This window comes from Glutamicibacter sp. (genome assembly GCF_035257265.1).
In the GTDB taxonomy this organism is placed as follows: domain Bacteria; phylum Actinomycetota; class Actinomycetes; order Actinomycetales; family Micrococcaceae; genus Glutamicibacter.
In genome coordinates, this window is the sequence record NZ_DATEXC010000067.1 from 1 (window position 1) to 23,890 (window position 23,890).

The window sequence follows — 23,890 nt, forward strand, 5'->3', positions numbered from 1 at the left end:
GTCACCGGCGCCGACCGGCTCGCCGCCACCAACGCCCACACCCTGGACGAAACAGAACTCGACACACTGCGCACCACACCCCCGGACACCAGCCGCGCGCCGCGCCGCTGCCCGGGTAAAGCAAGCTTCCAAACCCCCGCCGCACTGCTCGCCTCCTGGACTCACATCCCGTTCGCCGAAGCGAACAAACTCATCGGTGACGCCAACGACCTCATTGGCCGCCGCGATATGGCAGGCAATCAGCTCCCACCGCGCTTCGAACACCTCGCCGCACTATTCACCACCCCGGACACTGAACTATCACCGGCGTTGCATCCCTCGGTGGTGCGGGACACCAGCCAGAAACTGGCCAAGCGTGAACCTAAGGACCAGAGTTTTGACGGGATCCGCACCGAGCCCACGTTGTTTCATGCCGATGGGCGTCCTGTGGAAGAACACGCAGCTACCCTGCTCTCTGCGGGGCAGAGTGTTGCCGAAACGACGAAGCAGGTCAAAGAGCTGATCACGACCGCGAGCACCACCGCAGGCACTGCGACGGCTTCCTCGTTGCGCCGAGGGTTTTTTGCGTTGCCGGTGAAGAACGCGTTGAGCCGTGAATTTCTGCTCCGGGTTTCCACGGTGGAAGGTGAATTGTTTGATTCGTTGATTGCGCAGGCAAACAATGCGCGGACCCGTGCGGGGGCGCAGGCTCGGGTCAACCGCCCGGCACAGGCCGGCACAGTTGACGAACCGGCTGCTACTACAGAATCCGCCGAATCCGAACCCGCTGAGGCTGAGCTCATCACCAGCCCAGAATCAGAAGCACAAGATGACGCACCTGCACAGACACCCGTAGTAGAACCCAGCATCCTGGACTTCTTACCCGAAGGGGCATTAGAGGAAGCGATCTGGGAGCCAGAAACCGTGGAAGCTCCGGCTACGGTCCCGGAACGCGCGTTGAATGCGTTGCTGGACCTGCTCACCACCATCCCCGCCAGCGGGGGTGGCAGCCAAAGGATCAGGCCTGAGGTTCTGGTGCATTTGAAACTCGAAAATTTGCAGGACCTCGCCTCCGGGGACGCACGCACTGCTCACGGGGTGAAGCTTCCGCCCGGGGATTTGAGACGGTTGTTATGCGAAGCAGATATCATCCCGGCGGTATTCAATTCGAAGAGTGAACTGCTCGATTATGGCCGTGCCCAACGGTTGGTGCCGGAGAGACTTAAACGCGCGGTCCTGGCGCGTGATCATGGGTGTATTGTGCCGGGTTGCACGGAGCCGCCGGAGAAGATTGAGTTTCATCATATTGATCCGTGGTGGTTGGGCGGCGAGACGAAGCTGATTAATTTGGGTGGTTTGTGCCGGGGTGCGCATATGGATGCTGATTCTGGCCGGATTAAGCTTGTGGTGGTTGATGGGTTGCCGCATGTGATTTTGCCGAAGCATCTTGACCCTGCGCAGTTGCCGCGGCGGAATACTTACTGGGACTAGCCCCGCCGAAGCACCGTTCTCCTGCTGGCAAGAACATTCGGCCACACCCCGCACGGATACCCATCCACAACCGCCAGTAGCAACCCTCGTCAGGCTCGTCGAGGGTTATTACTGGCGCTTTTACTACCCAATTCCTTCGTCAAATTGGCGATAACTTCCACATTGTCACACGCATTGCCCCTAATGGTTTTCGACGTCTAAAGCCATACATTCATCTGGCTAGATCCAGCGCCTTGGATACGCAAAGTTACTCTGCACTCTTACTGTTCTGCTGAGCGCACGAGTAAGCCCACCAGTGCCCACCAAGGCAAGGACAATGAGGGAGGTTTTGCAGACAATTGTTCGTCAGCGCGTAGTAAAAGTAGTCACCCTTAGATGATGAATCGGCGGCCTATCGTGCCGTGACTCTTCAGCTTTAGACAAAGTGGTAGGCAAAAAACGCTGATTTGCCATGCCTGCAGGACAAGACAAAACCCACGCCCGAATGTTTCGGGGTGGGCCAGACAATCTACGAGTGCGTATTCGGGACTACCGCCCCATCCGATATTTTTCTTCTTCCCATTCTTCGTGCTTCGTATTCTTGGGGCGTTCTTTGCGTTCGATCTTGAACTTCCGATAGGTCAGCGGTCCCGGTGGAATTGCGAATTCCCGCAAATTATCCTGCAAGTCTGGAACCGGATTCTCGACCATCTCTTTTAAGTGATCCCCATAATTATCTAAATCGTGGGGCTTGCCGAAAAGTCCGTCATCGAGTTGATCTTCAATCCGCGGACCGTCAAATTTCACGGTGATTTGGTCTTTCTTCCGCGTATTTTCCGTACCATCGGTCCCGGGAACCATGTCTTTGGAATCCTCAAGAGATAGGCTGCGGATATCTTCGGGAAGATCGATGTGCCCAATGGGCGAGCCAAAAGTCAGCATCTTTTTCATTTTGAACTTTTTGCCCAGAAATTTGTTTTTCATCAGGTTCGCAATGTGTATCCCACCTTGCGAATACCCGCTAAGAATCACCTCATCGCCTTCCTGCGCTCCACTGATTTTAAGTGCTTCAGCAATCGGCCCCGCAAAGTTTTCCGAATCCAAACCAAATCCGTCGATGATTCCATACGTGTCAAAGGGGTTCTGCCCGTCTGAGTCCGGCTGAGTTCCGGGAAGAATCACCAGGTGGACGTTCTTTCCGTCCTTCTCTGCCTCTGCAATCAGAATCTTCCCGTCCTCTTCGGGACCTGCATCGTTAAGGACCTGATGCAGCTTGTAGAACGTGTTGACCGTTCCATCGGACTCAATTTTCTCTACCGGGCCCGAGTCGCTCAGCTTCAACTCTTTGTTACGAAGCGGGCCCCAGATCTTGATGAACTCTGCGAGATTCTGTGTAGTTTCATGCATCATCTCTGGTTGTGGTCGGGCAAAGCCAAACCGGTCACGAGGTGAGGAGAGCAAGACAAAGAGTTTGAGAATGCTTTCCATGTCTTGGGTGGGCGGACGCGAATCGTTGTGACGCGTGTTGTTCCATAGGTCCGCCAGAATCTGCCATTTTCCGGAAACCAGAATTGAATTTTCGATCCGGGTTTCGGCCCTGACATAATTCTCGATCGCGGCAGAAACTTTCTCTTCCAGCCGACGCGCATCGATCACCGCTTCGGTGGCGTGATGGTATCCGGTGCGCAATTTATCCGCCAAAACTCCGACCGCATACCCATAGTTTGCTATCCCGTTAGCTAGGCATTGGTTTTGTGATTGTTGTTGGCATTCTTGGGCGCGGACTGAAGCTCTGAGCAGTTGCGCCTGGACATCTTGAAGTTGTCCATATACTTGTTGACAAATTTGACGTGATTGGGCGTAATCCAAGGAGTTGTAATTGACGTCATACCCCATGGCTAGGATGCCATTCGCTGGTCGAGAATTTGTGCCTCTAATGCGTTCATTTCACGAATAGCCAACGACAGATACGATTCAGCTTCACCCAAGGCTTTAGTCAGCGCAATGAGCCTGTCGCTGAGTTGGCTCACTTCCGAAGCGAACGCCTTACCAGCCGTAGACCTCCAAGTCAGAGAGTTGATTGAAGCTAGTTGTTCAATCGCGAAGCGGGTCGTCGACTGGGCATCATCCAACTGGAAGGCCACCGAATCTAAGGTCGCCTGAAACATCATAATTTTCTCCCAGCGGTCATTCTTCACCGGGGAGCCGGTGAAAATATGCCTCCATCTTCGCGCTATTTTTGTGCAGCCTGAGGTGTTGCACTACGGGCTGTGGAAAGATCGTCGACCGTAAAAGATGTGATGTGCACCGAGTAATGAAAGAATATGAGCATGGCTGAGATTGCGCGCACTTCCCTTGCTAATGAACCCCTGGCACTTGGTGCCCTCGATGGACGCTACCGCAGTGCGGTAGCACCGTTGGTTGACTACCTTTCCGAAGCGGCGTTGAACCGCGATCGTGTCCACGTGGAAGTCGAATGGCTGATCCACCTGGCCGAAAACTCCGTACTCCCCGGCACCTCCCCGTTCACTGCCGACCAGCAGGCTGCCCTGCGCAAGATCGTCACCGACTTCGACGCTGACTCGGTGAAGGAACTTGCTGAGATCGAAGCCGTCACCGTGCACGATGTGAAGGCCGTCGAGTACTACATCGCGAACCGTCTGGATGCGATCGGCATCGGCCAGCTCAAGCCGATGGTCCACTTCGGCTGCACCAGTGAAGACATCAACAACCTGTCCTACGCGCTGGGCGTGCAGGGCGGCGTTACCCAGGTGTGGCTGCCGGCAGCACGCGCCCTGGTCGCGCAGCTGACCGGGATGGCCGAGGAATCCCGCGAAGTGCCGATGCTCTCGCGCACCCACGGACAGCCAGCCACCCCCACCACCTTGGGCAAGGAACTGGCGGTTCTCGCTTGGCGCCTGACCCGCCAGCTGGACCGCATCGAAAAGACCGAATACTTAGGCAAAATCAACGGTGCCACCGGTACCTACGCGGCCCACTACGCTTCGGTGCCAGGTGCCGATTGGCAGCAGGTATCCAAGTCCTTCGTCGAGCATCTTGGTCTGACCTGGAACCCGCTGACCACCCAGATCGAATCCCATGACTGGCAGGCCGAAGTTTACGCGGATATTGCTCGTTTCAACCGGATCCTGCACAACCTGTGCACCGATGTGTGGAGCTACATTTCCATCGGCTACTTCGCGCAGATCCCCGTGGAAGGTGCGACCGGCTCGTCCACCATGCCGCACAAGGTCAACCCGATCCGCTTCGAGAACGCCGAGGCGAACCTGGAAATTTCCAACGGTCTGCTCGACACCCTGGGCGCGACCTTGGTGACCAGCCGCTGGCAGCGCGACCTGACCGACTCCTCCTCGCAGCGCAACATCGGTACGGCCATCGGCCACTCGGTGCTTGCCATTTCCAACGTGGCCAAGGGCCTGGATCGTTTGGACGTCGCCGAGGCAGTGCTGGCCGAGGATCTGGACCACAACTGGGAGGTGCTCGCCGAGGCCATCCAGATGGTCATGCGCGCCGAGGCCATCGCCGGGGTCGAAGGCATGGACAACCCGTACGAGCGCCTGAAGGACCTGACCCGCGGACACCGCGTGGATGCGGCCCGCCTGAAGGAGTTCGTCGGCGAGCTGGGACTGTCCCAAGCGGCCGAAGCCCGTCTGCAGCAGCTGACCCCCGGTAGCTACACCGGTATCGCAGCATCGCTGGTGGACCACCTGAAGAAGTAGGTTTTAACCGCGTTTCGCCCCGGAGGATTTTCCGGGGCGAAACTCATTTAAGCGTTTAGAACTCGAAGTCGGTGAGGCCGGTATCCGATCCGAAACTTCCGCCGGCGCCGCCGAGGAAGTCGCCAAAGACCCCACCTGCTTGGTCAGCGAATCCTTCACCAGCCGCCGAGAACTGCTCTCCGGCTCCCGCCACGGTCTCACCCAGGCCCTCGGTCATTGAACCGAACTCCTCGCCGATGCCCGCAAAACCATCAAGCAGCGGTCCGGCGATCGCGGTGCCGATGAAGGCACCTGCCACGCCGCCGAGCAGTCCAATTCCGAGCCCACCGGCAGCTCCTGCAGCCATGGAGCCCATCGATTTCCGGCCTGGTCCGCTCTGGCCGGAACCTGCCTGGCCCAGGATCCGCTCCATGAAGCCCGGCCGGGAAACCTCCGCGCGGGTGGCCGCGCGCGCCAGGTCCTGGGGATCGTGCGTGGCAGGGCGCTCCGCGGCGGGCAGCCGCGCGGAAAGTTCGTCGTGCAGCAGCTCACGCTGTTGCGGGGTCAACCGGTCAAACGCTTGGGTGTGCGCGCGTTCCATCTCCTGTGGCGGGGCGGTGCGCAGCATGTAGCGGTACTTCTCGATCGCCGCCTGGTCCTCGCGCGAGGCCGGGGTGCGGCGGGCTTCGAAGGTTTGTGGCTGCGCGTAACGATTCTGGTTCTGGTAGCCGCGTTGCTCAGCTTGCTGCCGGTAGTCCTGATTGTTTTGGTTGTACTGCTTGTTCTGGCCGCCCTGCGAGCTGCGCTGGTTCAGTTGCTCACGCACGTACTCGCCGGCAAGCTGCTTTCCCTTGCGCAGTAATTTGTCGAACAGTGCCATGAAGCGGCCTCCTAGTAATCGGGCAACGGCACAATAAGTACCGTTCTACCGTTGTTAACTCCTAACCTGCCCGCGAAGTTCCCACCACGTCGTGCGGCAGATCAGGCTCACACCGTTGCGGGCTGAACACTCCCGGTCCATGACGCCACCGGTAATACCCCAGGCACACCAGGGTGAATGGAACCCCGAACCAGAGCGCAGGGCGCTGCACCGGGTCAAATCCGACGCCGATCAGGGAAGCTGCGAGCAGCAGCAGCGCGATGATGGGCAATACCGGGAACAGCGGGGCCCGATACGGCAAACTGGCGGTGCTTCCATGAACCTGAACATAGTGTCGCCGGAAGGACAGATGTGAAGCGCAGATCACGATCCACACCGCCACCACCGCGAACCCCGAGATGGACACGAGGGCCAAAAACAGCGAGCCGGGTGCAATCACGCTGGACAGCAGCGAGGCCAGGCCGCCGAGCATCGACAGGCTCAGCGCCAGCATCGGCACTCCACGGCGGTTGGTTGTGGACAGGAGCTTCGGCGCTTGGCCGGAGGCACCCATGGAGTGCAGCATGCGCGCGCACGAATACAGCCCCGAATTTCCGGCCGAGAGCAGGGCGGTGATGATCACGAAGTTCATGATGTCCGCTCCGGCGGGCAGGCCCGCGGCATCGAGCACGGTGACAAACGGGCTCTCGTCGGTCCCCGCCTCGGCGAAGGGTATGATCGCCGCAATCACCACGATCGCACCGATGAAGAACACCGCAAGGCGCACCACCGCGGTGCGGATCGCCCGGGGAATGTTATGCTGCGGATCCTTAGCCTCGCCGGCGGCCACACCGATCAGTTCCGTGCCGCTGAATGCGTAGAACACCGCAAGGATAGTGACCAGCACTCCGCTGATGCCCATCGGGAATAGCCCCTGGCCGGTGTCAAAATTCGACAAGCCGATCGGCCCGGAGCCGCTGACCGGGTTAAGCCCGATAATTGTTGCTGCGCCCGCCACGATGACAACAAGAACCGCTGCCACCTTGATGAGCGAAAACCAGAATTCGGTTTCGGCGAAAACGCGTGAGGACATCGCGTTGAGCGCGAACAGCAAGACGGCGAAAGCCAAGGACCACGCCCACACGGGCACCTCGGGGAACCAGCGCTGCATGAGTAAACCAGAAGCGGTGAATTCACTGGCCAGTGCCACCGCCCAGCACATCCAATACAGCCAGGCCGTAGCAAAGCCCCACGCCGGGCCCAGATCGCGGGTGGCGTGAGCATGGAATCCTCCGGCCACCGGATGGCGTGCGGAAAGCTCCCCGAGCCCGCTCATCACCATGTAGGCGACCAGCGCGCCGACAGTGTACGCCAGCACCGCGCCCAACGGGCCGGCCTGCGAAATGGTATATCCGGAGGAGACGAAAAGCCCCGAACCGATCACCCCGCCCAGGGCGATCATCACCAGGTGACGCGAGGTCATGGACCTGCGCAGCCCGGATTCGCTCGTCGGGGACTGCGGCGGTGTCTGCACCGCGTTGCGCTGGCTCATGTAGCTCCTTGAGATATGAATGCGCTTCAGAATATCGGCATCCCACCCCGTGGATTCCGGTGTTTGTCATGTTCGTTCATGCGGCGTCAAAGTCGGTCATCGAGCCACCGCCGCGGTACCCTCGGAGCGTGAATAATCCACATCACCCCAGCAATTTCAGGGACGCCCTGAACTCCCAAAGCACCGCACCGCTGATCCTCGACGGCGGGCTCGGAACCCATCTGGCGGACCGCGGAAACGACGTCACCGGCGAGCTCTGGTCCGCGCAGATTCTCGAGGCCCGGCCCGAAGAGGTCCGCGCCGCCCACGAAGATTTTTTCACCGCCGGCGCGCAGCTGGCCACCACCAGCTCCTACCAGGTCAGTTTTGACGGCCTGGCAAGTGTTAACGGCAGTACCGATGCAGCAGCCACCGCGGCCGAGCTAGAAGACCTGTTGCGCACCAGCGTGCGTCTGGCCCGGGAAGCCGCGCAGTCGGTCTCCGGCTCCCCCGCCCGCTGGGTCGCCGCATCGGTGGGTCCCTACGGCGCGGGCCCCGGAGCTGGAACCGAATACGACGGAGCCTATGGGCTCACCGTGGACGAGCTGGCAGATTGGCATCGCGAACGCTTTTTGATCCTTGCCGATGCCGGAGCGGACGCGATCATCTGTGAAACCGTGCCGAACCTTAACGAAGTGAAAGCGTTGGCTTCCTTGGCCGCACAGCTGCAGATTCCTGCACTGCTCAGCCTCACCGTGCGGGCCTCCGCCGACGGGCAGCAGGTGGTGCTCGGTGATGGAAGCGACCTGGCCGAGGCGGCCCGGGTTGTGCACGCCTCAGGCGCGTTCGCCGCGCTCGGAGTGAATTGCACTCCGGTGCCAGATGCACTCAAAGCGCTCAGAGTGCTCGGGCAGGAAACAGATCTGCCGTTGATGGTTTATCCCAATAGCGGCGAGATTTGGGATCGCGAAGCCCGGCGCTGGATCCCGGGGACCGCAGGGGCAGATCTTCCGCATTCGGTGCCCGAACTGATCGCCGCCGGAGCACGACTGATCGGTGGGTGCTGCAGGGTAAGCCCGGAGCAGATCACGCGGGTTAAGAACGAAGTTCAGCGCTGCCGGTGTTAAGAGCGGCCGCGAGCCGTTCGAGCGCTGCCCTGCTGGGGCTGAACTCTTCGGTGGTGTAAAACTCGATACGGTAGTCGGGCAGCGCCGGCTGGCTGAGCACATGGTAGGTCAGCTCGATGGTGCCAGCCTGCTCGTGGTGCAAGGTGCGCTGCCCATAGGTGCACCCGCGCACCTTCGCGCTAGCCCAGAACTCGGCGAATTCGGTGCTGCGCATGGCCAGTTCACCAATCAGCTCGGCCAGCTCCCGGTCCTGCGGGTAGCGTCCGCTGAGCATCCGCAAAAAGGCGACATGGGTGCCGGCGTAGTGGTCCCAGTCGGCTTCCTGCGCGCGGGTGCGCGGATCGAGGAACAGCATTCTTGTGGTCGAGGGACGCGTCTGCGGATCCTGGGGTGCTTCAAATTCCAGATGGCTTCCGAGCAACCGGTGCCCCAGCCGGTTCCAGGCCAGGATGTCGTTGCGCCGGCCCAATAGCAGGGCCGGGACCTGCGGCATTGCGGCGAGCAGATCCAACATCGGTGCCGGAGCGTTTTCGACTTTCGGGCGACGCAATTTCATGGTGCTGCGCGCACTGTTCAAATCCAGCAGGTGCGCTCTCTCGGCTTCGTCAAGCAGCAAAACACGCGCCAACGCGTCCATCACTTGAACCGAGGCGTTGATGCTGGTCCCCTGTTCCAGGCGCGTGTAATAGGCCACGCTGACTCCGGCAAGGTGGGCGACTTCCTCGCGCCGCAAGCCTGCGACGCGCCGTCCACCGCGCACAGAAATACCGTGCTCCACCGGGGAAACCCCAGAGCGACGGTGTTTCAGAAAGGTGCCAAGGTCATTTGATTCAGCCACGGCGCCAGTCTAGTCGCTCATCCGGTGAGGCATTGAGGTCGAAGGTAACCCTGTCAGTAGTACGAAGAACAGGTGTCTGGTTGCCCGGCACCAGGCGGGGCAATATTAGGTTCAGTCCTATTTTTCCACCCGTCCTCCGAAAGGGCACCCCGGTTATGCCTCTTGCACTGCTAGTCCTGGCCATTGGCGCTTTTGCCATCGGCACCACAGAATTTCTGACCAACGGGCTATTGTCCTCGCTGGCGCAGGAGTTCGGAGTCTCGATCCCGGACGCCGGAATGGTGACGACCTCCTACGCCTTGGGGCAGATGTGCGGACCGATCCTGGCCCTAGCGCTGCTTCGGCTGCCTACCAAACGCGCGCTGCTGATCCTCATGGCGATTTTCACCGTTGGCAATCTGCTCGCTGCCATCAGCCCGAACTTCGGCTTCCTGCTGGGCAGCCGCTTCGCCACCGCTTGGTCCCATACTGCGTTCTTCGGTGTCGCTTCGGTGGCCGCCTCCCAGCTCGTTCCTGCGAAAAAGCAGGCCAGCGCGATCGCTCTGGTCTTCACCGGGCTGACTTTAGCCATGCTGCTTGGCATGCCCTTGGGTACGCTCATCGGTCAAATGTGGGGATGGCGTGCTTCCTTCCTCATCGTCACGGCGATCAGCTTGGCAAGTCTGGTTGGCATCGCGCTGCTACTACCGGTCGAGCGCAATTTTGAACCGGCCGGTTACAAGCAGAGTCTGCGCCCCTTTAGGAATCCGCGGCTGTGGGTGGCGCTGAGTGCGACCGCGCTGGGTTTCGGCGGGCATTTTGCATCCTTCACCTACATCGAACCAATGCTCACCGGGGTTTCCGGTTTTGGCCAGGGTGAGGTGATCTGGTTGCTGGGAATCTACGGTGCCGGGCTCGTGGTTGGAAATATGCTGGCAGGAAAAGCTGCGGACCGGGCACTGGTGCGCACCACCGTGACATTATTGATTTTGCTTTCTTTGACTCTTCTGGTGCTCTCCTTCGGCGCATCCAGCAAGGCTGTAGTCATTCCGGCGTTGTTCCTGCTCGGTGCCTGCGGCTTTGGACTGCTCACGCCGCTGCAAACAATCGTGTTGCGCTTCGCCGGCCCCGGATCCCCGCTGGTAGGCACGGCAAATACCGCCGCGCTGGGTGCGGGCATCATGCTCGGCTCGGTCCTCGGCGCACTGGTGCTGGATTCCTCGGGCAGTTTCACAGCGGTGAACCTCGCCGCCGCGGCAATGACCGTCTTCGGTCTGGTGGTGTACTCGGTGGCAGCGATGAACGCCAAGCCCCGAGCCGGAATGCGAGATAGCGCCAAGGTTTCAGCAGCTAGTTAGAACCCGGCGGCCGCTGAGCAGGCTTGGTTCGACCTCGTAGATATGCCACAAGCTTCCGGCTATGTAGCGTTCGGCTGCGATGTCCTGCCTGTTGCTGCGCTCGGGACCCGGTGCAATCGCGGTAAGAGGTCAGCAGCCACGCTCACCGCAATGATGGCCGGCTCTTTGCCGGCCACCTCAGCCATGCCAATGGGGCATTGAATCCGCGCAATTTTCTCCTCACGATGGCCACTGAGGCTCAGATTTTTCTGGAAACGACTCCACTTGGCATTCGACCCGATCAACCCGATGGAACCGAGCTCCCCAAGGCGTAGGGCCGCATCGCACAGATGGAAATCCTCGGCATGGTCATGAGTCATGATCAACACATGGGTACCTTGTGGCAGGTCGTTCAGGACTTGCTCGCCAAGCACCGCAACCTGCGCATGCACCCGTGCCACGCTCGGTTCCAGCACAGCAAGTTCGTCAAGGAACCCGGGCCGTGAATCGGTCAGATACAGGTCAAGATCATGCCGGGAGAGTATGCGGGCCAGTTCCATCCCGACATTCCCGACCCCAAAGATCGCCACCGAGGCCGGCACCGGCAATGGTTCAAGCAACAGACTCACTTCTCCTCCGCAGCATTGCCGGCCATAGATCGCCGGGGCCTTGTCGTTCAGTTTCAGGATCATGATTTCCGGCTCGGATTTGCCCTGCGTCATCATTTCGCGGGCACGGTTTATGGCAGCCATTTCCAGGTTTCCGCCGCCCACGGTGCCAAAAATCTCGTCCGCGGCGATCACCATTTTTGCTCCGGCCGCCCGCGGGGCGTGACCGCGCACGGCGGTGATCGTGGCCAGCACCGCCGCACGGCGTTGACCACGCAGCGCGGTGACCGCATCGATCCAGGTCATGGCCCGGAGTTCCGCACCGATTCGATAGCCCAGAAGACGGCTTCCGGAGTGGCTGGCGAGGCCAATTGAACCGAGCAGCCTTCCGGGCCAAAGCCGGCTACCGCTTGGCGCAGGGCTTCGCGTACGGAGAAGGCGAGCATCAGCGGCGGCTCGCCTACCGCTTTGGAACCATAAATCGCACCCTCCTCGTGCGCCTTGTCCAGTAGCGAAACGTTGAACACCTCGGGCATTTCGGAGAAGCTGGGGATCTTGTAGGTGCTTGCGGCTTGGGTGGCCACGCGTCCGCGTCCCGGACCATCGGAGCTATCCCAGCGCAGATCTTCGAGGGTCAGCCAACCGGTGCCCTGCACAAACGCGCCCTCGATTTGCCCCAGATCCACCAGTGGGGACAGCGAATCACCCACGTCGTGGACGATGTCTACCCGGCGCAGCGTGTAGGACCCATCAAAGCGGCTGACTTCTACCTCGCTGGCGGCCACCCCGTAGGCGAAATACTTGAAGGGTGTGCCGGACATCTGACTCAAATCCCAGTGCAGCCCCTCGGTGCGGTAGAACCCGGCGGCGGATAGCTGGATGCGCTGGAAGTAGGCGTCATGGACGACTTCTTCCCAGCTCAGTTCCTGGCTTTTGCCCAGAGCAGTAATCTTTCCATTGCCAAAGCGCACTTCGTGCGCCCGAACGCCAAGCTTGCCGGCGGCGACCTGCGCAAGCCGGGCCTGGATCTGCTCGCAGGCATCCTTGACGGCGCCGCCATTAATATCGCTGCCGGAGCTAGCGGCGGTGGCGGAGGTATTGGGAACCTTATCGGTCCGGGTCGGGGCGATGCGCACCGTGGAGAATCGCACCCCCAAGGTGGTTGCAGCGACCTGCAGCATCTTGGTATGCAGTCCTTGGCCCATTTCTGTGCCACCGTGGTTGACCAGCACCGAGCCGTCCTTGTAGACCAGCACCAAGGCGCCGCCCTGATTGAAGGCGGTGAGATTGAAGGAGATCCCGAACTTCACCGGGGTGAGAGCCAGCGCGCGTTTGCTGTGCTCATTATGGGCGTTGAACTCGCGAATTTCCCCCTCGCGTTGCGTGATCTCAGCGGATTCAAGGACCTGCTGCCAGGCCGCTTCGAGCCTTTCGGGGTGGCGCACCGGCTGATAGTAGGGGGTGTCTTGGCCGTTAGCGTAGAAGTTGAGCCGGCGCAGCTCGCGGGCCGCGATCCCCAGCTTGGGTGCGACCCGGCCCAGGATGTCTTCCATTACCAGCATGCCCTGCGGCCCGCCAAAGCCGCGAAAGGCGGTTTGTGAGGTTTTGTGGCATTTGGCGATCCGCCCGGTCACCCGGATATTCGGGATCCAGTAGCCGTTGTCGATGTGGCACATGGCGCGGGTGAGCACTGGTTCTGACAGATCCAGGCTCCAGCCGCCGTCCGCGGTAAGGCTCGCGTCCAGGGCAAGGATCTTGCCTTGCGCGTCGAAGCCGATCTTCCAGGTGGCGTAGAACCCATGCCGTTTACCGGTCATGGTCATGTCGAGGGTGCGGTTCAACCGCACCCTCACCGGTCGGCCGGTCAGTACCGCGCCCAGCGCGGCCAAGGCCGCATAACCGTGCGGCTGCATTTCCTTGCCGCCGAATCCGCCGCCCATCCGCAACACCTGCACCGTCACCTCGTGGGCCGGGATGCCGAGCACATGGGAGACGATGTCTTGGGTTTCGGTGGGGTGCTGGGTGGAGCAGTGAATCAGGATCTGCCCGGATTCATCCACGAGCGCCAGCGAGTTCTGGGTTTCCAGGTAAAAATGCTCCTGGCCGGAGAATTCAAATTCACCGTCAAAAACATGGGCCGCATCGCTGAAGGCCCCGGCCGCATCGCCCTTGTCGATGGTGGGGTTGATGCCGTGGAATCTTTCCGCCGCAATGGCTTCCCGGATGGTGATCAGGGAGGACAGTGGCTCGTAGTCCACGGTGACCGCCGCCGCGCCTGCCTTGGCGGCCTCCAGGTTTTCGCCGAGCACCCAGGCGACCGGCTGGCCGTAGAACATCACCTCGTCGGCCGGGATCATGGGTTCATCATGTTTGCCGCCTTGATCGTTGACCCCGGGAATATCATCGGCGGTAATCACCCGCACGACGCCAGGGATTTTGCTGGCGCCGCTAGTATCAAGTCCCAGGATTTTTGCGTGGGCGTGGGTGGATTGCACCGGATAGGCGTGCAGTACCCCGGTCAGCCGCTGGTCCAAGTCGTCGGTGTAGAGAGCGGTTCCGGTGACATGTTCGGCCGCGGATTCGTGCCGTCGGCGCTGGCCAACTATGGCCGATTCGGGGCGCTGTGAAAGCTGGCTCATGAGATCTGCTCCCCCTTTACTCCGGCAGTTCGGGAACGCTGCTCGGCGAAGAATCGTTCCAGCGAGGACTTCAGCATGGCTATCCGATAGCTTGAGCTGGCGCGGTGGTCGTCCATGGGAGTTCCTTCCTGCGCCATCACCTCGGCCGCCGAGCAGACAGTCGCTAAACACCATTCGTTGCCCTCTAAAGCAGCTTCCGTGGCGCTAGCTCTTAAGGGAGTGGCTGCCACTCCGCCCAAGCCAATGCGAGCCTTTACGATGTGGTTGTTTTCGACGGTCACCGCATAAGCAATGGCCACCGAAGAGATATCGTCAAAGCGTCGCTTGGAGATCTTCTGGAAGCTGGTCAGTTCTGCGAGCGGCAGGGGGATGCGAATCGCGGTGATCAGCTCCCCGGCAGTACGCACGGTCTGCCGATAGCCGGTAAAGTACTGCGCTAGCGGGACAATACGATTGCCCGAGGTACTGCTCAGCACGAGGTCTGCTTCCAGGGCCAGTAGGGCAGGCGGGGTATCCCCTATGGGTGAACCGGTGCCTAAATTCCCACCAATGGTGGCGCCGTTTCGGATCAGCCGGGAAGCGAATTGAGGCAAAAGCCTACCCATCAGCGGGACCCTGCCATCCAGAAGACGTTCGAGTTCGCTCAGGGTACACGCGGCACCCAGCTCGATGTAGTCGCCGGTGACCTGGACTTGACGCAGTTCGGCTAACCGGTCAATGGCCAGCAAGGATCGGGCGCGGGCACCCTTGATATTAACTTCAACACCCCAGTCGGTACCGCCGGCAATGACCAGAGTTTCAGGTTCTTCTCCAAGAATGCGCAGCGCGTCATCCAGGTTGGCCGGCCGCCTGAAGCGGCCGGTCTCGCCGGTGGGTGTATCCACGCGGAGAAGATCGGTGGACACCGCCGCCGGTGCCGCGTGGCCGCACCGGTTGGCAAGCGGGTCTTGCGCATCCGGTGCGCCCAGCGCATAGGCCGCGTCTCGGATGGGACGATAACCCGTGCAACGGCATAGATTGCCTGAGAGCGAATGCAGGTCGAACCCGTTAGGTCCGCACCGGTGCTCCTCGCCGTGATCCGCGCATACTGCGGTGTTGGCAAGTCGCTCCGGGCGGTAGTATTCGGCGGCCATGGAGCAGACGAATCCGGGAGTGCAATAACCGCACTGGGATCCGCCGCGATTAGCCATCTCTTCCTGCACCGGATGCAGGTTATCCACGCTGCCCAGACCCTCGGAAGTGATGACTTCCTGACCGTCGAGCGAGGCGGCTGGCAGCAGGCAGGCATTGAGCGCAGTCCAGCGGGTCCCCTGCCCGTCACTGCGGGCCACGAGGATCGAGCAGGCGCCGCATTCACCCTCCGCGCACCCCTCCTTGCACCCGATCAGCCCTTCGCCGCGCAGAAAATCCAACGTGTTGGTATGCGGCGGGCCATCAAATTCACGGACGGTTCCGTTGACGGTTATTAGACAGCTCGATTTTTCCGTTGTCTCGGCGGTCATGCCGCTGACACCTCCTGCACCTGAAAGCTCAGGCGCACTCTGAATGACGTGGATGGATGACTAGTTTCCATCAGGTGCCATCCTGAATGAAAACTCGGCGAGCTACGCGCGGAAGGTACCCCTCCGAGCGAGCCGACGATTAGTCTCCGTGCGCGATCTGGCCCCTAGACCAGGCAACACAGCCAGCCATGATGAGCCTCCAAATTTCGGATCATGGAAAACCAACTTCATTCATTCTAAGTGAAGTGCATCACAGCAAGTAATGTCAACTTGCATTCGGCATAGGTCAACCAAGAAGTGCGGTGACCGGTCCGCGGGCAAAGCAGACCAAAAACCCGGCGGCAACCACCCGCATCAGCGGGTGAATCTTCCTGTAGCGATCGGCCACGGCATTCACCACGACCCATGCGATAAATCCCGCCGCGGAGGCCATCAAGCGGATCCCCATCCGGTACCGGCTCAAACCCGCCGCATCCACGCAATTGAGGAAACCGCCAAGCGCTGGAATTACGCCGACCGTCCGGGAAATTCGGCGTATTTTCTCCGGTAGCCGGAGCCTTTTGCGGCTCCTGAAGCCGAGCCCGGGTGTCAGTAGAAGGTCGGCTATACAACGGCCTCTTCGTCTCCGACGGCACGGATCTACGCGCATTGCTTCGTTCCGTTGCCGATGACCGGGACATCTCATTGGAGCTCGGTGGACTATGGAACAAAAGCGGTGACAACTACTCGGAGCTCACGGCCTTGGCGCTAGGGGACCTCAAGCACATCAAAGAGTCTCATATCGGCCGATTGCTGGCACGAAGTGGAGCGCGGGGAGCACTGCGACGACGAAGCACTCGGCGAGCGCCATCATCCAATCCCTGACGCCCGCCGCGCTGCAGGCTGCTGCGTGAACCACAAATAGTCATTTTGACTTGGTGCAGCACAGCTGGTTTCCAACAGATTACGGACATCTCTCGCAGCACGCCGGGGCACCGTGAGATTAAGTTCCCCTGGGTGCAACACCGCTCGTACCTAGGCGAAATACCTCTCTGGAATGATCAAAAGCATCAGCCGGCAGTGAAGGGAAAGAACCGCGTGAGCACCAAACTAGATTCAGACCCGCAGACGGGCGGCGCAGCCACAGCAGCCGATTTATCACTTCAGCTGTCCAAAGGACGCTGGATCAATAATTGGGATGCAGAAAATCTCGCATTCTGGAATGCTGTGGGCCGGAAAACCGCGGCGGTCAACCTGCGCTGGTCGATCTTTGCCGAATTCCTCGGCTTCGTGGTGTGGCAGCTTTTCGCCATCGTCGCGGTGTATCTTCCGTCCGCGGGATTCGACTACAGCACGTCCCAATTGTTCTGGCTAATCTCCATACCGAGCCTCGTCGGCGCCACCCTTCGTATTCCTTATACCTTCATGGTGGCCCGCGTCGGCGGCCGCAACTGGACTATCGTCTCGGCCCTGTTGCTGCTGCTCCCAGCCGGCGGACTGGCCCTTGCAGTCGCAAATACCAGCACCCCCTTCTGGGTGATGCTGACCCTTGCAGGACTTGCTGGTTTCGGAGGCGGAAACTTCGCTTCCTCGATGGCCAACATCACCTACTTCTACCCCGCCTCGCAAAAAGGTTGGGCCTTGGGACTCAACGCCGCCGGCGGCAACCTCGGAGCGGCCGTTGCCCAGCTGCTGGTACCGATCGCCATCACCGTGTTCGCTGCCGGAACTTTGCAGCTTCCAATGGCAGGCATCATCTGGATCCCGTTGATCCTGATCGCCGCATTCGGTGCGTTTCGCAATATGCATAACCTGTCCAACGCGCGTTCGGATCTGCGCGGAGCACTCGCCTGCCTGCGCGAAAAGCATCTGTGGATCATCGCGGCCCTGTATATCGGCACCTTTGGTTCATTCATTGGCTTCTCCGCGGTCTTCCCGAAGCTGATCGTGGATACTTTCGCTGAATATTCGGCCTTCGCACTGGGCACCGCCACGATCACCTTGGCCTTCCTCGGCCCGCTGGTCGGTTCGCTGGCGCGCCCGTTCGGTGGCAGGCTCGCGGACCGATTCGGCGGAGCACGCATTACCTTGGCGTCGTTGTCAGTGATGGCACTGGTCACCGTGGGGTTGATCATCACCCTGCCGGCCGCGAACTTCTGGGTGTTCCTGGGCCTCTTCCTGGTACTTTTCACCGCCAGCGGTGTCGGCAACGGTTCCACCTACCGAATGATTCCAGCGGTCTTTGCGTTGCGCGCGGAACTGAGTACGAACGGTGTCGGTGCCGCTCGCAAGGGAGCGGCGGCCTTGGGACTGATCTCCGCTATTGGAGCCTACGGCGGTTTTTTGGTCCCGCAAGCCCTAGGGCTTTCAGTCTCCTGGGCGGGGTCTTATCTGCCAGCCTTCTGCGTCTTCTCGGGCATTGGCGGACGCCGCACGCAGCGCAAGGGACGGGGGTCGCCCGGTCTACATCCTCACCGGCCGCGGAGTGGAACAGCACGCCAACGGCACCGATACCACCACCGCAGCCATCAATCTTGCGCTATTGCTGGGTCTGCCCGGTAGCACCGCCGGAGGTTTTGGCACGATCACCGGGCAGGGCAATGGACAAGGCGGGCGCGAACACGGGCAGAAGTGCGACCAGCTGCCCGGTTACCGCAAGATCACCGACCCGGCGCATCGCAAGCATGTGGCCAAGGTCTGGGGAGTAGACCCGGAAATCATCCCGGGCCCGGGAATTCCCGCCACGCAGTTGCTGCACAGCTTAAGTACGCCGCAGGGATCACGGATGCTCATGGTGCACGGCTCCAATCCGGCGCTCTCCTCCCCGGACGCGTCCCGGGTTATCGAGTCGCTGCGTCGGCTCGACTTCCTCGTGGTGTCCGATTTTTTCCTCTCGGAAACGGCGGCCGAGGCGGACCTGGTGCTCCCGGTACTCCAGTGGGCCGAGGAGGAAGGCACCATGACCAATCTGGAAGGTCGGGTGCTTCGCCGCCGGGCGGCGTTGGATGCCCCCGGTCAGGCGCGCAACGAATTATGGATTCTGGCCGAACTGGCTCAAAGGCTGGGCTCCCCCGGGCACTTTTCCGCCGACGCCCGTGAGGTTTTCGAAGAGCTTCGCCTTGCCTCTGCCGGCGGGCTGTCCGACTATTCGGGCATCGACTGGGATGATCTGGATGCAGGGGCCGCCGTGTATTGGCCCTGCACCGAGGATTCGAAAATTTCCCGCACGCCCGGTACCCGTTCCGGTACCCCACGGCTTTTCCTGGACCGCTTCGCGCATCGCGACGGCAAGGCGAAGCTGATCGCGGTGTACCCGGACGCAGCAGACCAGCAAGCACCGCAAGCGGGCAAAATTTCCTTGGTCACCGGACGGCTGCTGGAACACTACCAATCGGGAGCGCAGACACGCCGTGTGGCCGAGCTGCAGGCTGCCGCGCCCGAGGCAAGACTGGAAATCCATCCGGCCACCGCGCTAACTTTCGGCATCGCGGACGGACAACGGGTCCGGGTGGAAAGCGGACAAGGTCAAGTGGTGGCACGTGCCAGCCTGAGCACCGCAATCCGTCTGGACACCGCATTTCTTCCCTTCCATTTTCCCGGATCAAATAACGCAAACAATCTCACTGCCGCGGCGGTTGACCCGCTCAGTTCGATGCCCGAGTTCAAGCATGTCGCCGTCTGGCTGAGCCCCGTAGGAGAAGAGTCATGATCCGGCAAGCCAAGGAACGCATTATCATCATCGGATTCGGTCCGGTGGCCGCTTCCCTCGTCGAGGGGCTGCTGCCCTCAGTCGCGGCTGGAACTATCGAGCTAACCGTGATCTCGGCCGAAAAGCATTTGGCCTACAATCGTGTGCTGCTTGCGGAGCTTGCCATCGGTTCCACCCGCGCAGAGCTGTTGGGCATGGTCGATGAAAACCGGCTGCGAGCTGCGGGCGCCACCCTGCAATTGGGCCGCACCGTTAAGCGGGTGGATCGTTCGCGTCGCCACGTCCTCTTCGAGGATGGCGCACCGCTGGGCTACGACCGTTTGGTCTTCGCCACCGGGGCCAGGCCAACGATTCCGCCGCTGAATGGCTTGAACTTCGATCCGCATGCCGAGGCGCAACTCCCCGACGGGGTACTCACCCTGCGCACCATCGAGGACGCACAGAAGCTCAACGCCGTGCTGCAAGGAGGCGGCCGCGTGCTGGTGCTCGGTGGTGGAATCCTCGGTATCGAAGCCGCGCTGGCCATGGCCGGCGCCGGGCACCGCCCGGTGCTGATCCACCACGGACCGGCGCCGCTGGGGCGGCTAGTGGATGCGGACTGCGGCACACTGCTGATCCGCCAGCTGCGCGATGCCGGCGTCGAGGTCATTTCAGAGGCTCGCGCCACCGGAATCCAGAAGGATGAAACGCGCTTCACCGGGCTGATCACGCAAACTCACGGCGTGATCGAAGGCGCTGCCTTGGTGCTGTCTACCGGCGTACGGGCGCGTACCGAGCTGGCCTCCAGCTGCGGGCTTGGCGTGAATCGAGGAATACAGACGAACGAGCATCTGGCCGCGGATACCGAACATCGCATCTTCGCCATCGGCGACTGCGCGGAAGTCGCCGGCCAAGCGCCGGTGGGTCTGCTCGCACCGGGGTGGGCCCAGGCAGGATGGTTGGCTCAGTACATGCTCAGTATCCCCGCGCCGGGTCCGGCCGGTCCAACGCAGCATGACCCGATCGGCCTCGTCCCTCCTACCCTGGCATCTTCGGATGTGCTGATGCTCAAGGGCCAAGGCATTGAGCTAACTGCCGGCGGAAATATCGCTGCCGGACTCTGGGACGAGTCCGGCAGTCAAGTTACCGTCTACGCCGACCCCGCCGAGGGCAAGTACCTGAAAATGGTTTCCCAGGCAGGTGTGCTCACCGGGTTCCTCGCCATGGGGCTGCCACGCACCAGCGCGGAGCTAGTGCTCAGCTATGAACGCGGCAGCATGCTGCCCACGGACCGTTCGACGCTGCTGCGGCTTGATGATCCCGGAATGCTGGAACCCGCGGGAGCACCCGGCCCCGATGACCAGTTGTGCCGTTGCTCCGGAGCGACCCATGGCCAGGTTGCCCACGCGGTTGCCTCAGGGCGCGCCACGGTTGCTGAAGTTGGCGAGTCGTGCCGCGCAGGCACCGGTTGCGGCGGTTGCCGCGCGGTGATTGAAGCGATGCTCAAGATGCCGGTTCGGGCCTGAGGCACCAGTCCTGCAGATCCCGGACTGGCGCACCTTGCTGTTTCACTCGCATCGATTCGAGCCGTCACGCCCTTGGGCATTCCGGTTCAACTCTCAGAAGTTCCTGATGCATGCGTCCACAGTGCAGGCGTTCGGTGTTCTGCCGATCTCTAGCGCACCGGTGCGCCCGGGCCAAGTGGAATGCCAAGGGCCCACCAGGCGAAGAACAAGCCAAGCCACACCACGAACATGATCAGCGCACAGGGCAAGGTGAAGGAAATCAGCGTACCAATACCGGCTTTTTTGTTCAGTGTCTGAAGGTAGCCAACGCACAGCACAAAACTGGTGCTCATCGGCGTGATGGAGTTCGTGCATGAATCCGCAATGCGGTAGAGCGCCATCGTAGTGGCGGGATTCGTCTCAAGAAGCATCATCATAGGCACGATGACCGGAGCCACCAAAGCCCAGAGCGCCTGGCCGGAGGTGATCAACAGGTTCAGCATTGCGATGGCTACGACCACTATCAGGAATAAGCCCACGCTGCCGATGCCCAAGCCCTGGATGGAATCGGAGCCGACCACCGCCACCACAGTGCTGATTTTCGTGTATTTGAACAATGCGAGGAACTGCGAAACCGCAAAGAACAAGACAATCAGCGGAGCAATGGAGCGCACACCATCTGCCATGAACCGAGGGATGTCGGAGGCGGATTCCAGTTGCCCGGATCCCTTAGCGAAAGCGGATCCCAGGATCAGGAAGAACAGCGACAGGAAGAACGCGATTCCGTCCAGGAAAGGGGATTCGAGAAATTCTCCTCCCGCTCCGCGTAGCGGCGAGCCTGGAATGAGGATGGTCGCTACCAGAAGCACAATGAACGACATTGCAGCAAGTCCGGTAATACGCAGTCCGCGTCGTTCTTGGGCATCGGTGAGCACTGGAGTGGAACCCGCGCCGGCATTGGCGGAGTCCGCATGCTGCTCGTCGACCACCAGCGTGTGCTCGCGCTTCTTCAAGATCAGCTCGGTGACCAGGGTGATAGTTATTGCAAGCACCAGTGCGGAGACGGTCGTAAAGTACATATTGTCCGTGGCACGAACGGTGAGCGTGGGATCGATAATATGCGCCGCCTCGGTGGCTACCTTGGCGAAAACGACGTCGCCAGGAGCAATCAGCGGATTCGCGTCACCGGCCGCATTGATCGAAACGAATGCCACAATCATTCCCAGCATCGGCGAACGGCCCACGGCTTTGAAGGCCACCGCTCCCAGCGGAATCAGCACCACATAGGCGGAATCCGAAAGAAACTTGGATAGCGCCCCGCCCAAGGCCACAGCGAAAACAACCGAACGCGGGGACACGTTGCTCAGCGCGCGGCGTGCGATCACCTCGAAGAGACCGGATCGGTCTGCAACGGCAACGCCGAGCATGACGATCAAGACCGTGCCTAGCGGACCGAAGGTGACAAAAGATTCTTCCGCTCCGGTGAGCAGGTCGCGGATAGCCTCGACGCTCAGCGCGTTATTAACGCCGACCTTATCGCCGGTAGACGGGTCCACCACCTGAATTCCCGTGCTCGAGAGAATCCAGCTGGCCACAGCAAGCACACCAAAAAGGATCCAGAACAACCAAAACGGATGCGGCAGAGCGTTTCCTGCTCGTTCCACCCCCGCAAGTAGTCGGAGCCCTAACGGCTCCTTGCGGCTCTCGGTTTTAATGGTGGTCATGGAATCCTCCGATAGTGGGTTGGCTCAAAGCTCCCAGTTGCATCTGGCAGCGCAGGGGCACTTACCCCACTAGTGATTTCTATTACAACCTGCCGTGTCGGCTGTCATGATTATCCAATTTACGACAATCGTTTCCCGGCCCAATGGCCAATAATGCACAGGCCTCCGGCAATCTCAAACAGCCGGATTCTCTAGCGCTTCCGAGAATTCCGGAATCTGCTTGCGCAGTTCACCGAGTCAGCGTGGCCAGCAGGTCAGGGCCGAGCCGAAGCACGATGGCCGTGTCGATTCGGTGATAGACCAGCTTGCCGCGGCGCTCCGAGACCACCAGATCGGCTTCGCGCAGAACACGCAGGGAGCGGGAAATCTGAGCTGCGGGCTGTCCAAGTCTGGCCGCGAGTTCGGAGGTGGTCATGGGCTCGGCCGAAATGTGCCTGAACAGTTCCATTCGTGACTCTGCGCTCAGGGCACTGAGCCGGTCGCGTACCTGCTGAATCTTGAGGACTTCCTTCTGGCCGGCCTGCGCGGGAAAATGGACGATGACCGGATAGCCGGCGTGATCCTTGACCGTGAGGTGGTTGCCGATCCACCGTGAGGGAATCAGCAGCAGCTGCCTGCCTGATAGCTGAACTCTGCGCTGCTGAAGCTTGTCGAAACGAACTTCCGATAGCCCGGGGAATGCTTTGGCAGTGACGCTCAGAGTGGCGACGACCGTTGCGGGATCAGCTCGTTGCAGCTTGCCCGCGAGCTGTGCCGCGGCACCACCGAGTGGAACAAATAAGCCTTCCCATTCTCTGCTGAAGAACGAGCTCCAGCAATCGGCTAAGAATCTAATGATTCTGCTCCGGAACTCCGGCGGGTTCTGCAAAAGCTGATCGGCTAGCTCGAAGCGGCCAAGCGAACGGGAGCGGCAAGTCTCGAGGAATTCCGCTCGGCCGCTCTGATCATGCAGCAGTTTTTCAGCGGCCGGCAGCCCCTTGCTGAACCCGCGGATTCCTTCCGCGGCCATGCTGACGAATGTTTCCAACGGCAATGCTGCCAAAACGGCTAACTCCCGTTCGAAAATCTGGTTCTTATCCGAAGCCAAGGGGAAGAAGAAACGCGCCCGAAACCTGGCCCACAAGGGGGAAAGCTCGTTGAATTCTGCGATCAACTGGTCATCCAGTTGCCGGGCGATTTCCTGAATCTGTGCTGATGAGTCGAAATGGTGGTCAGGTTCGGCCCACACATGGAGCATCGCCATCAGCTCCGCGAGCGGAGAAGTTGAAACGCCTAGATCTTTCGTATCGAATCCGGCAAATTGCAGCGTGATGGCCATCTGTCCTCCTCCACCGTGGCGAGCCTTCATGAACAATTGGCTCACTTTTGCCAATTGTCTCACGCACTGCCACTTCACTGGATAGCTT

19 protein-coding genes are annotated in these 23,890 nt (G+C 60.6%); 8 read left to right on the forward strand and 11 right to left on the reverse strand.

The genetic code is table 11. The annotated features are described in order from the left end of the window. The coding region (locus VJ369_RS17365) for an HNH endonuclease signature motif containing protein (protein WP_324093250.1) at positions 1-1,470 on the forward strand (1,470 nt) is incomplete at its 5' end. 528 nt (positions 1,471-1,998) lie between these two features. On the opposite strand, the gene VJ369_RS17370 is transcribed toward VJ369_RS17365, so the two are convergent. Beyond that, entirely contained in the window at positions 1,999-3,138 is a 1,140-nt protein-coding gene (locus tag VJ369_RS17370; protein ID WP_324093251.1) for a hypothetical protein, read from the reverse strand. Positions 3,139-3,347: 209 nt separating this feature from the next. Next, positions 3,348-3,620: a hypothetical protein gene (locus tag VJ369_RS17375; RefSeq protein WP_324093252.1), complete on the reverse strand. Its 273-nt coding sequence runs from the start codon at positions 3,618-3,620 to the stop codon at positions 3,348-3,350. Between the two features lie 159 nt (positions 3,621-3,779). Here VJ369_RS17375 and purB point away from each other — a divergent pair, with 159 nt between their 5' ends. Next, positions 3,780-5,189 carry an adenylosuccinate lyase gene (gene purB, locus VJ369_RS17380; protein ID WP_324093253.1) on the forward strand — a complete coding sequence of 470 codons (1,410 nt, stop codon included), beginning with the start codon at positions 3,780-3,782 and terminating at the stop codon, positions 5,187-5,189. 55 nt (positions 5,190-5,244) lie between these two features. Here the strand turns inward: purB and VJ369_RS17385 are convergent, their stop codons facing one another. Together VJ369_RS17385 and VJ369_RS17390 are read right to left on the reverse strand one after the other, a co-directional pair. Next, entirely contained in the window at positions 5,245-6,048 is an 804-nt protein-coding gene (locus VJ369_RS17385; protein WP_324093254.1) for a hypothetical protein, read from the reverse strand. Positions 6,049-6,109: 61 nt separating this feature from the next. Beyond that, positions 6,110-7,579 (reverse strand): amino acid permease, encoded by a 1,470-nt coding sequence (locus tag VJ369_RS17390; protein ID WP_324093255.1) that lies wholly within the window; start codon positions 7,577-7,579, stop codon positions 6,110-6,112. Positions 7,580-7,707: 128 nt separating this feature from the next. On the opposite strand from VJ369_RS17390, the gene mmuM reads away from it, so the two are divergent. Beyond that, positions 7,708-8,685, forward strand: a complete 978-nt coding sequence (gene mmuM / locus VJ369_RS17395; protein WP_324093256.1) for a homocysteine S-methyltransferase — start codon at positions 7,708-7,710, stop codon at positions 8,683-8,685. Here the strand turns inward: mmuM and VJ369_RS17400 are convergent. Next, positions 8,654-9,523: a helix-turn-helix transcriptional regulator gene (locus VJ369_RS17400; protein ID WP_324093257.1), complete on the reverse strand. Its 870-nt coding sequence runs from the start codon at positions 9,521-9,523 to the stop codon at positions 8,654-8,656. The genes mmuM and VJ369_RS17400 overlap by 32 nt on opposite strands. Positions 9,524-9,678: 155 nt before the next feature. On the opposite strand from VJ369_RS17400, the gene VJ369_RS17405 reads away from it, so the two are divergent. Beyond that, positions 9,679-10,860: an MFS transporter gene (locus tag VJ369_RS17405; RefSeq protein WP_324093258.1), complete on the forward strand. Its 1,182-nt coding sequence runs from the start codon at positions 9,679-9,681 to the stop codon at positions 10,858-10,860. A 59-nt stretch (positions 10,861-10,919) separates the two neighbouring features. Here the strand turns inward: VJ369_RS17405 and xdhC are convergent, their stop codons facing one another. From xdhC to VJ369_RS17425, 4 genes are all read right to left on the reverse strand, one after another. Next, positions 10,920-11,753 carry a xanthine dehydrogenase accessory protein XdhC gene (gene xdhC, locus VJ369_RS17410; protein WP_324093259.1) on the reverse strand — a complete coding sequence of 278 codons (834 nt, stop codon included), beginning with the start codon at positions 11,751-11,753 and terminating at the stop codon, positions 10,920-10,922. After that, positions 11,750-14,086, reverse strand: a complete 2,337-nt coding sequence (gene xdhB / locus VJ369_RS17415; protein WP_324093260.1) for a xanthine dehydrogenase molybdopterin binding subunit — start codon at positions 14,084-14,086, stop codon at positions 11,750-11,752. The genes xdhC and xdhB overlap by 4 nt, the downstream gene beginning before the upstream one ends. After that, positions 14,083-15,588, reverse strand: a complete 1,506-nt coding sequence (locus VJ369_RS17420) for a xanthine dehydrogenase small subunit (RefSeq protein WP_324093261.1) — start codon at positions 15,586-15,588, stop codon at positions 14,083-14,085. The genes xdhB and VJ369_RS17420 overlap by 4 nt, the downstream gene beginning before the upstream one ends. 286 nt (positions 15,589-15,874) lie before the next feature. Continuing rightward, entirely contained in the window at positions 15,875-16,051 is a 177-nt protein-coding gene (locus VJ369_RS17425; RefSeq protein ID WP_324093262.1) for a hypothetical protein, read from the reverse strand. Positions 16,052-16,173: 122 nt separating this feature from the next. Between VJ369_RS17425 and VJ369_RS17430 the strand changes: the two genes are divergently transcribed. From VJ369_RS17430 to VJ369_RS17445, 4 genes are all read left to right on the forward strand, one after another. Further along, positions 16,174-16,452 (forward strand): hypothetical protein, encoded by a 279-nt coding sequence (locus tag VJ369_RS17430; RefSeq protein WP_324093263.1) that lies wholly within the window; start codon positions 16,174-16,176, stop codon positions 16,450-16,452. A gap of 213 nt (positions 16,453-16,665) precedes the next feature. After that, the gene (locus VJ369_RS17435) at positions 16,666-18,129 is read left to right on the forward strand and encodes an MFS transporter (RefSeq protein ID WP_324093264.1); all 1,464 of its coding nucleotides are present in this window, start codon (positions 16,666-16,668) and stop codon (positions 18,127-18,129) included. Further along, positions 18,053-19,276, forward strand: a complete 1,224-nt coding sequence (locus VJ369_RS17440) for a molybdopterin oxidoreductase family protein (protein WP_324093265.1) — start codon at positions 18,053-18,055, stop codon at positions 19,274-19,276. The genes VJ369_RS17435 and VJ369_RS17440 overlap by 77 nt, the downstream gene beginning before the upstream one ends. Further along, positions 19,273-20,781, forward strand: a complete 1,509-nt coding sequence (locus VJ369_RS17445; RefSeq protein ID WP_324093266.1) for an FAD-dependent oxidoreductase — start codon at positions 19,273-19,275, stop codon at positions 20,779-20,781. Before VJ369_RS17440 ends, VJ369_RS17445 begins: the two co-directional genes overlap by 4 nt. A 149-nt stretch (positions 20,782-20,930) precedes the next feature. Here the strand turns inward: VJ369_RS17445 and VJ369_RS17450 are convergent, their stop codons facing one another. After that, the gene (locus VJ369_RS17450) at positions 20,931-22,484 is read right to left on the reverse strand and encodes an AbgT family transporter (protein WP_324093267.1); all 1,554 of its coding nucleotides are present in this window, start codon (positions 22,482-22,484) and stop codon (positions 20,931-20,933) included. A gap of 229 nt (positions 22,485-22,713) precedes the next feature. Further along, complete coding sequence (locus VJ369_RS17455) at positions 22,714-23,802, reverse strand: ArsR/SmtB family transcription factor (RefSeq protein WP_324093268.1); 1,089 nt, start codon at positions 23,800-23,802, stop codon at positions 22,714-22,716. Between the last annotated feature and the right edge of the window lie 88 nt (positions 23,803-23,890).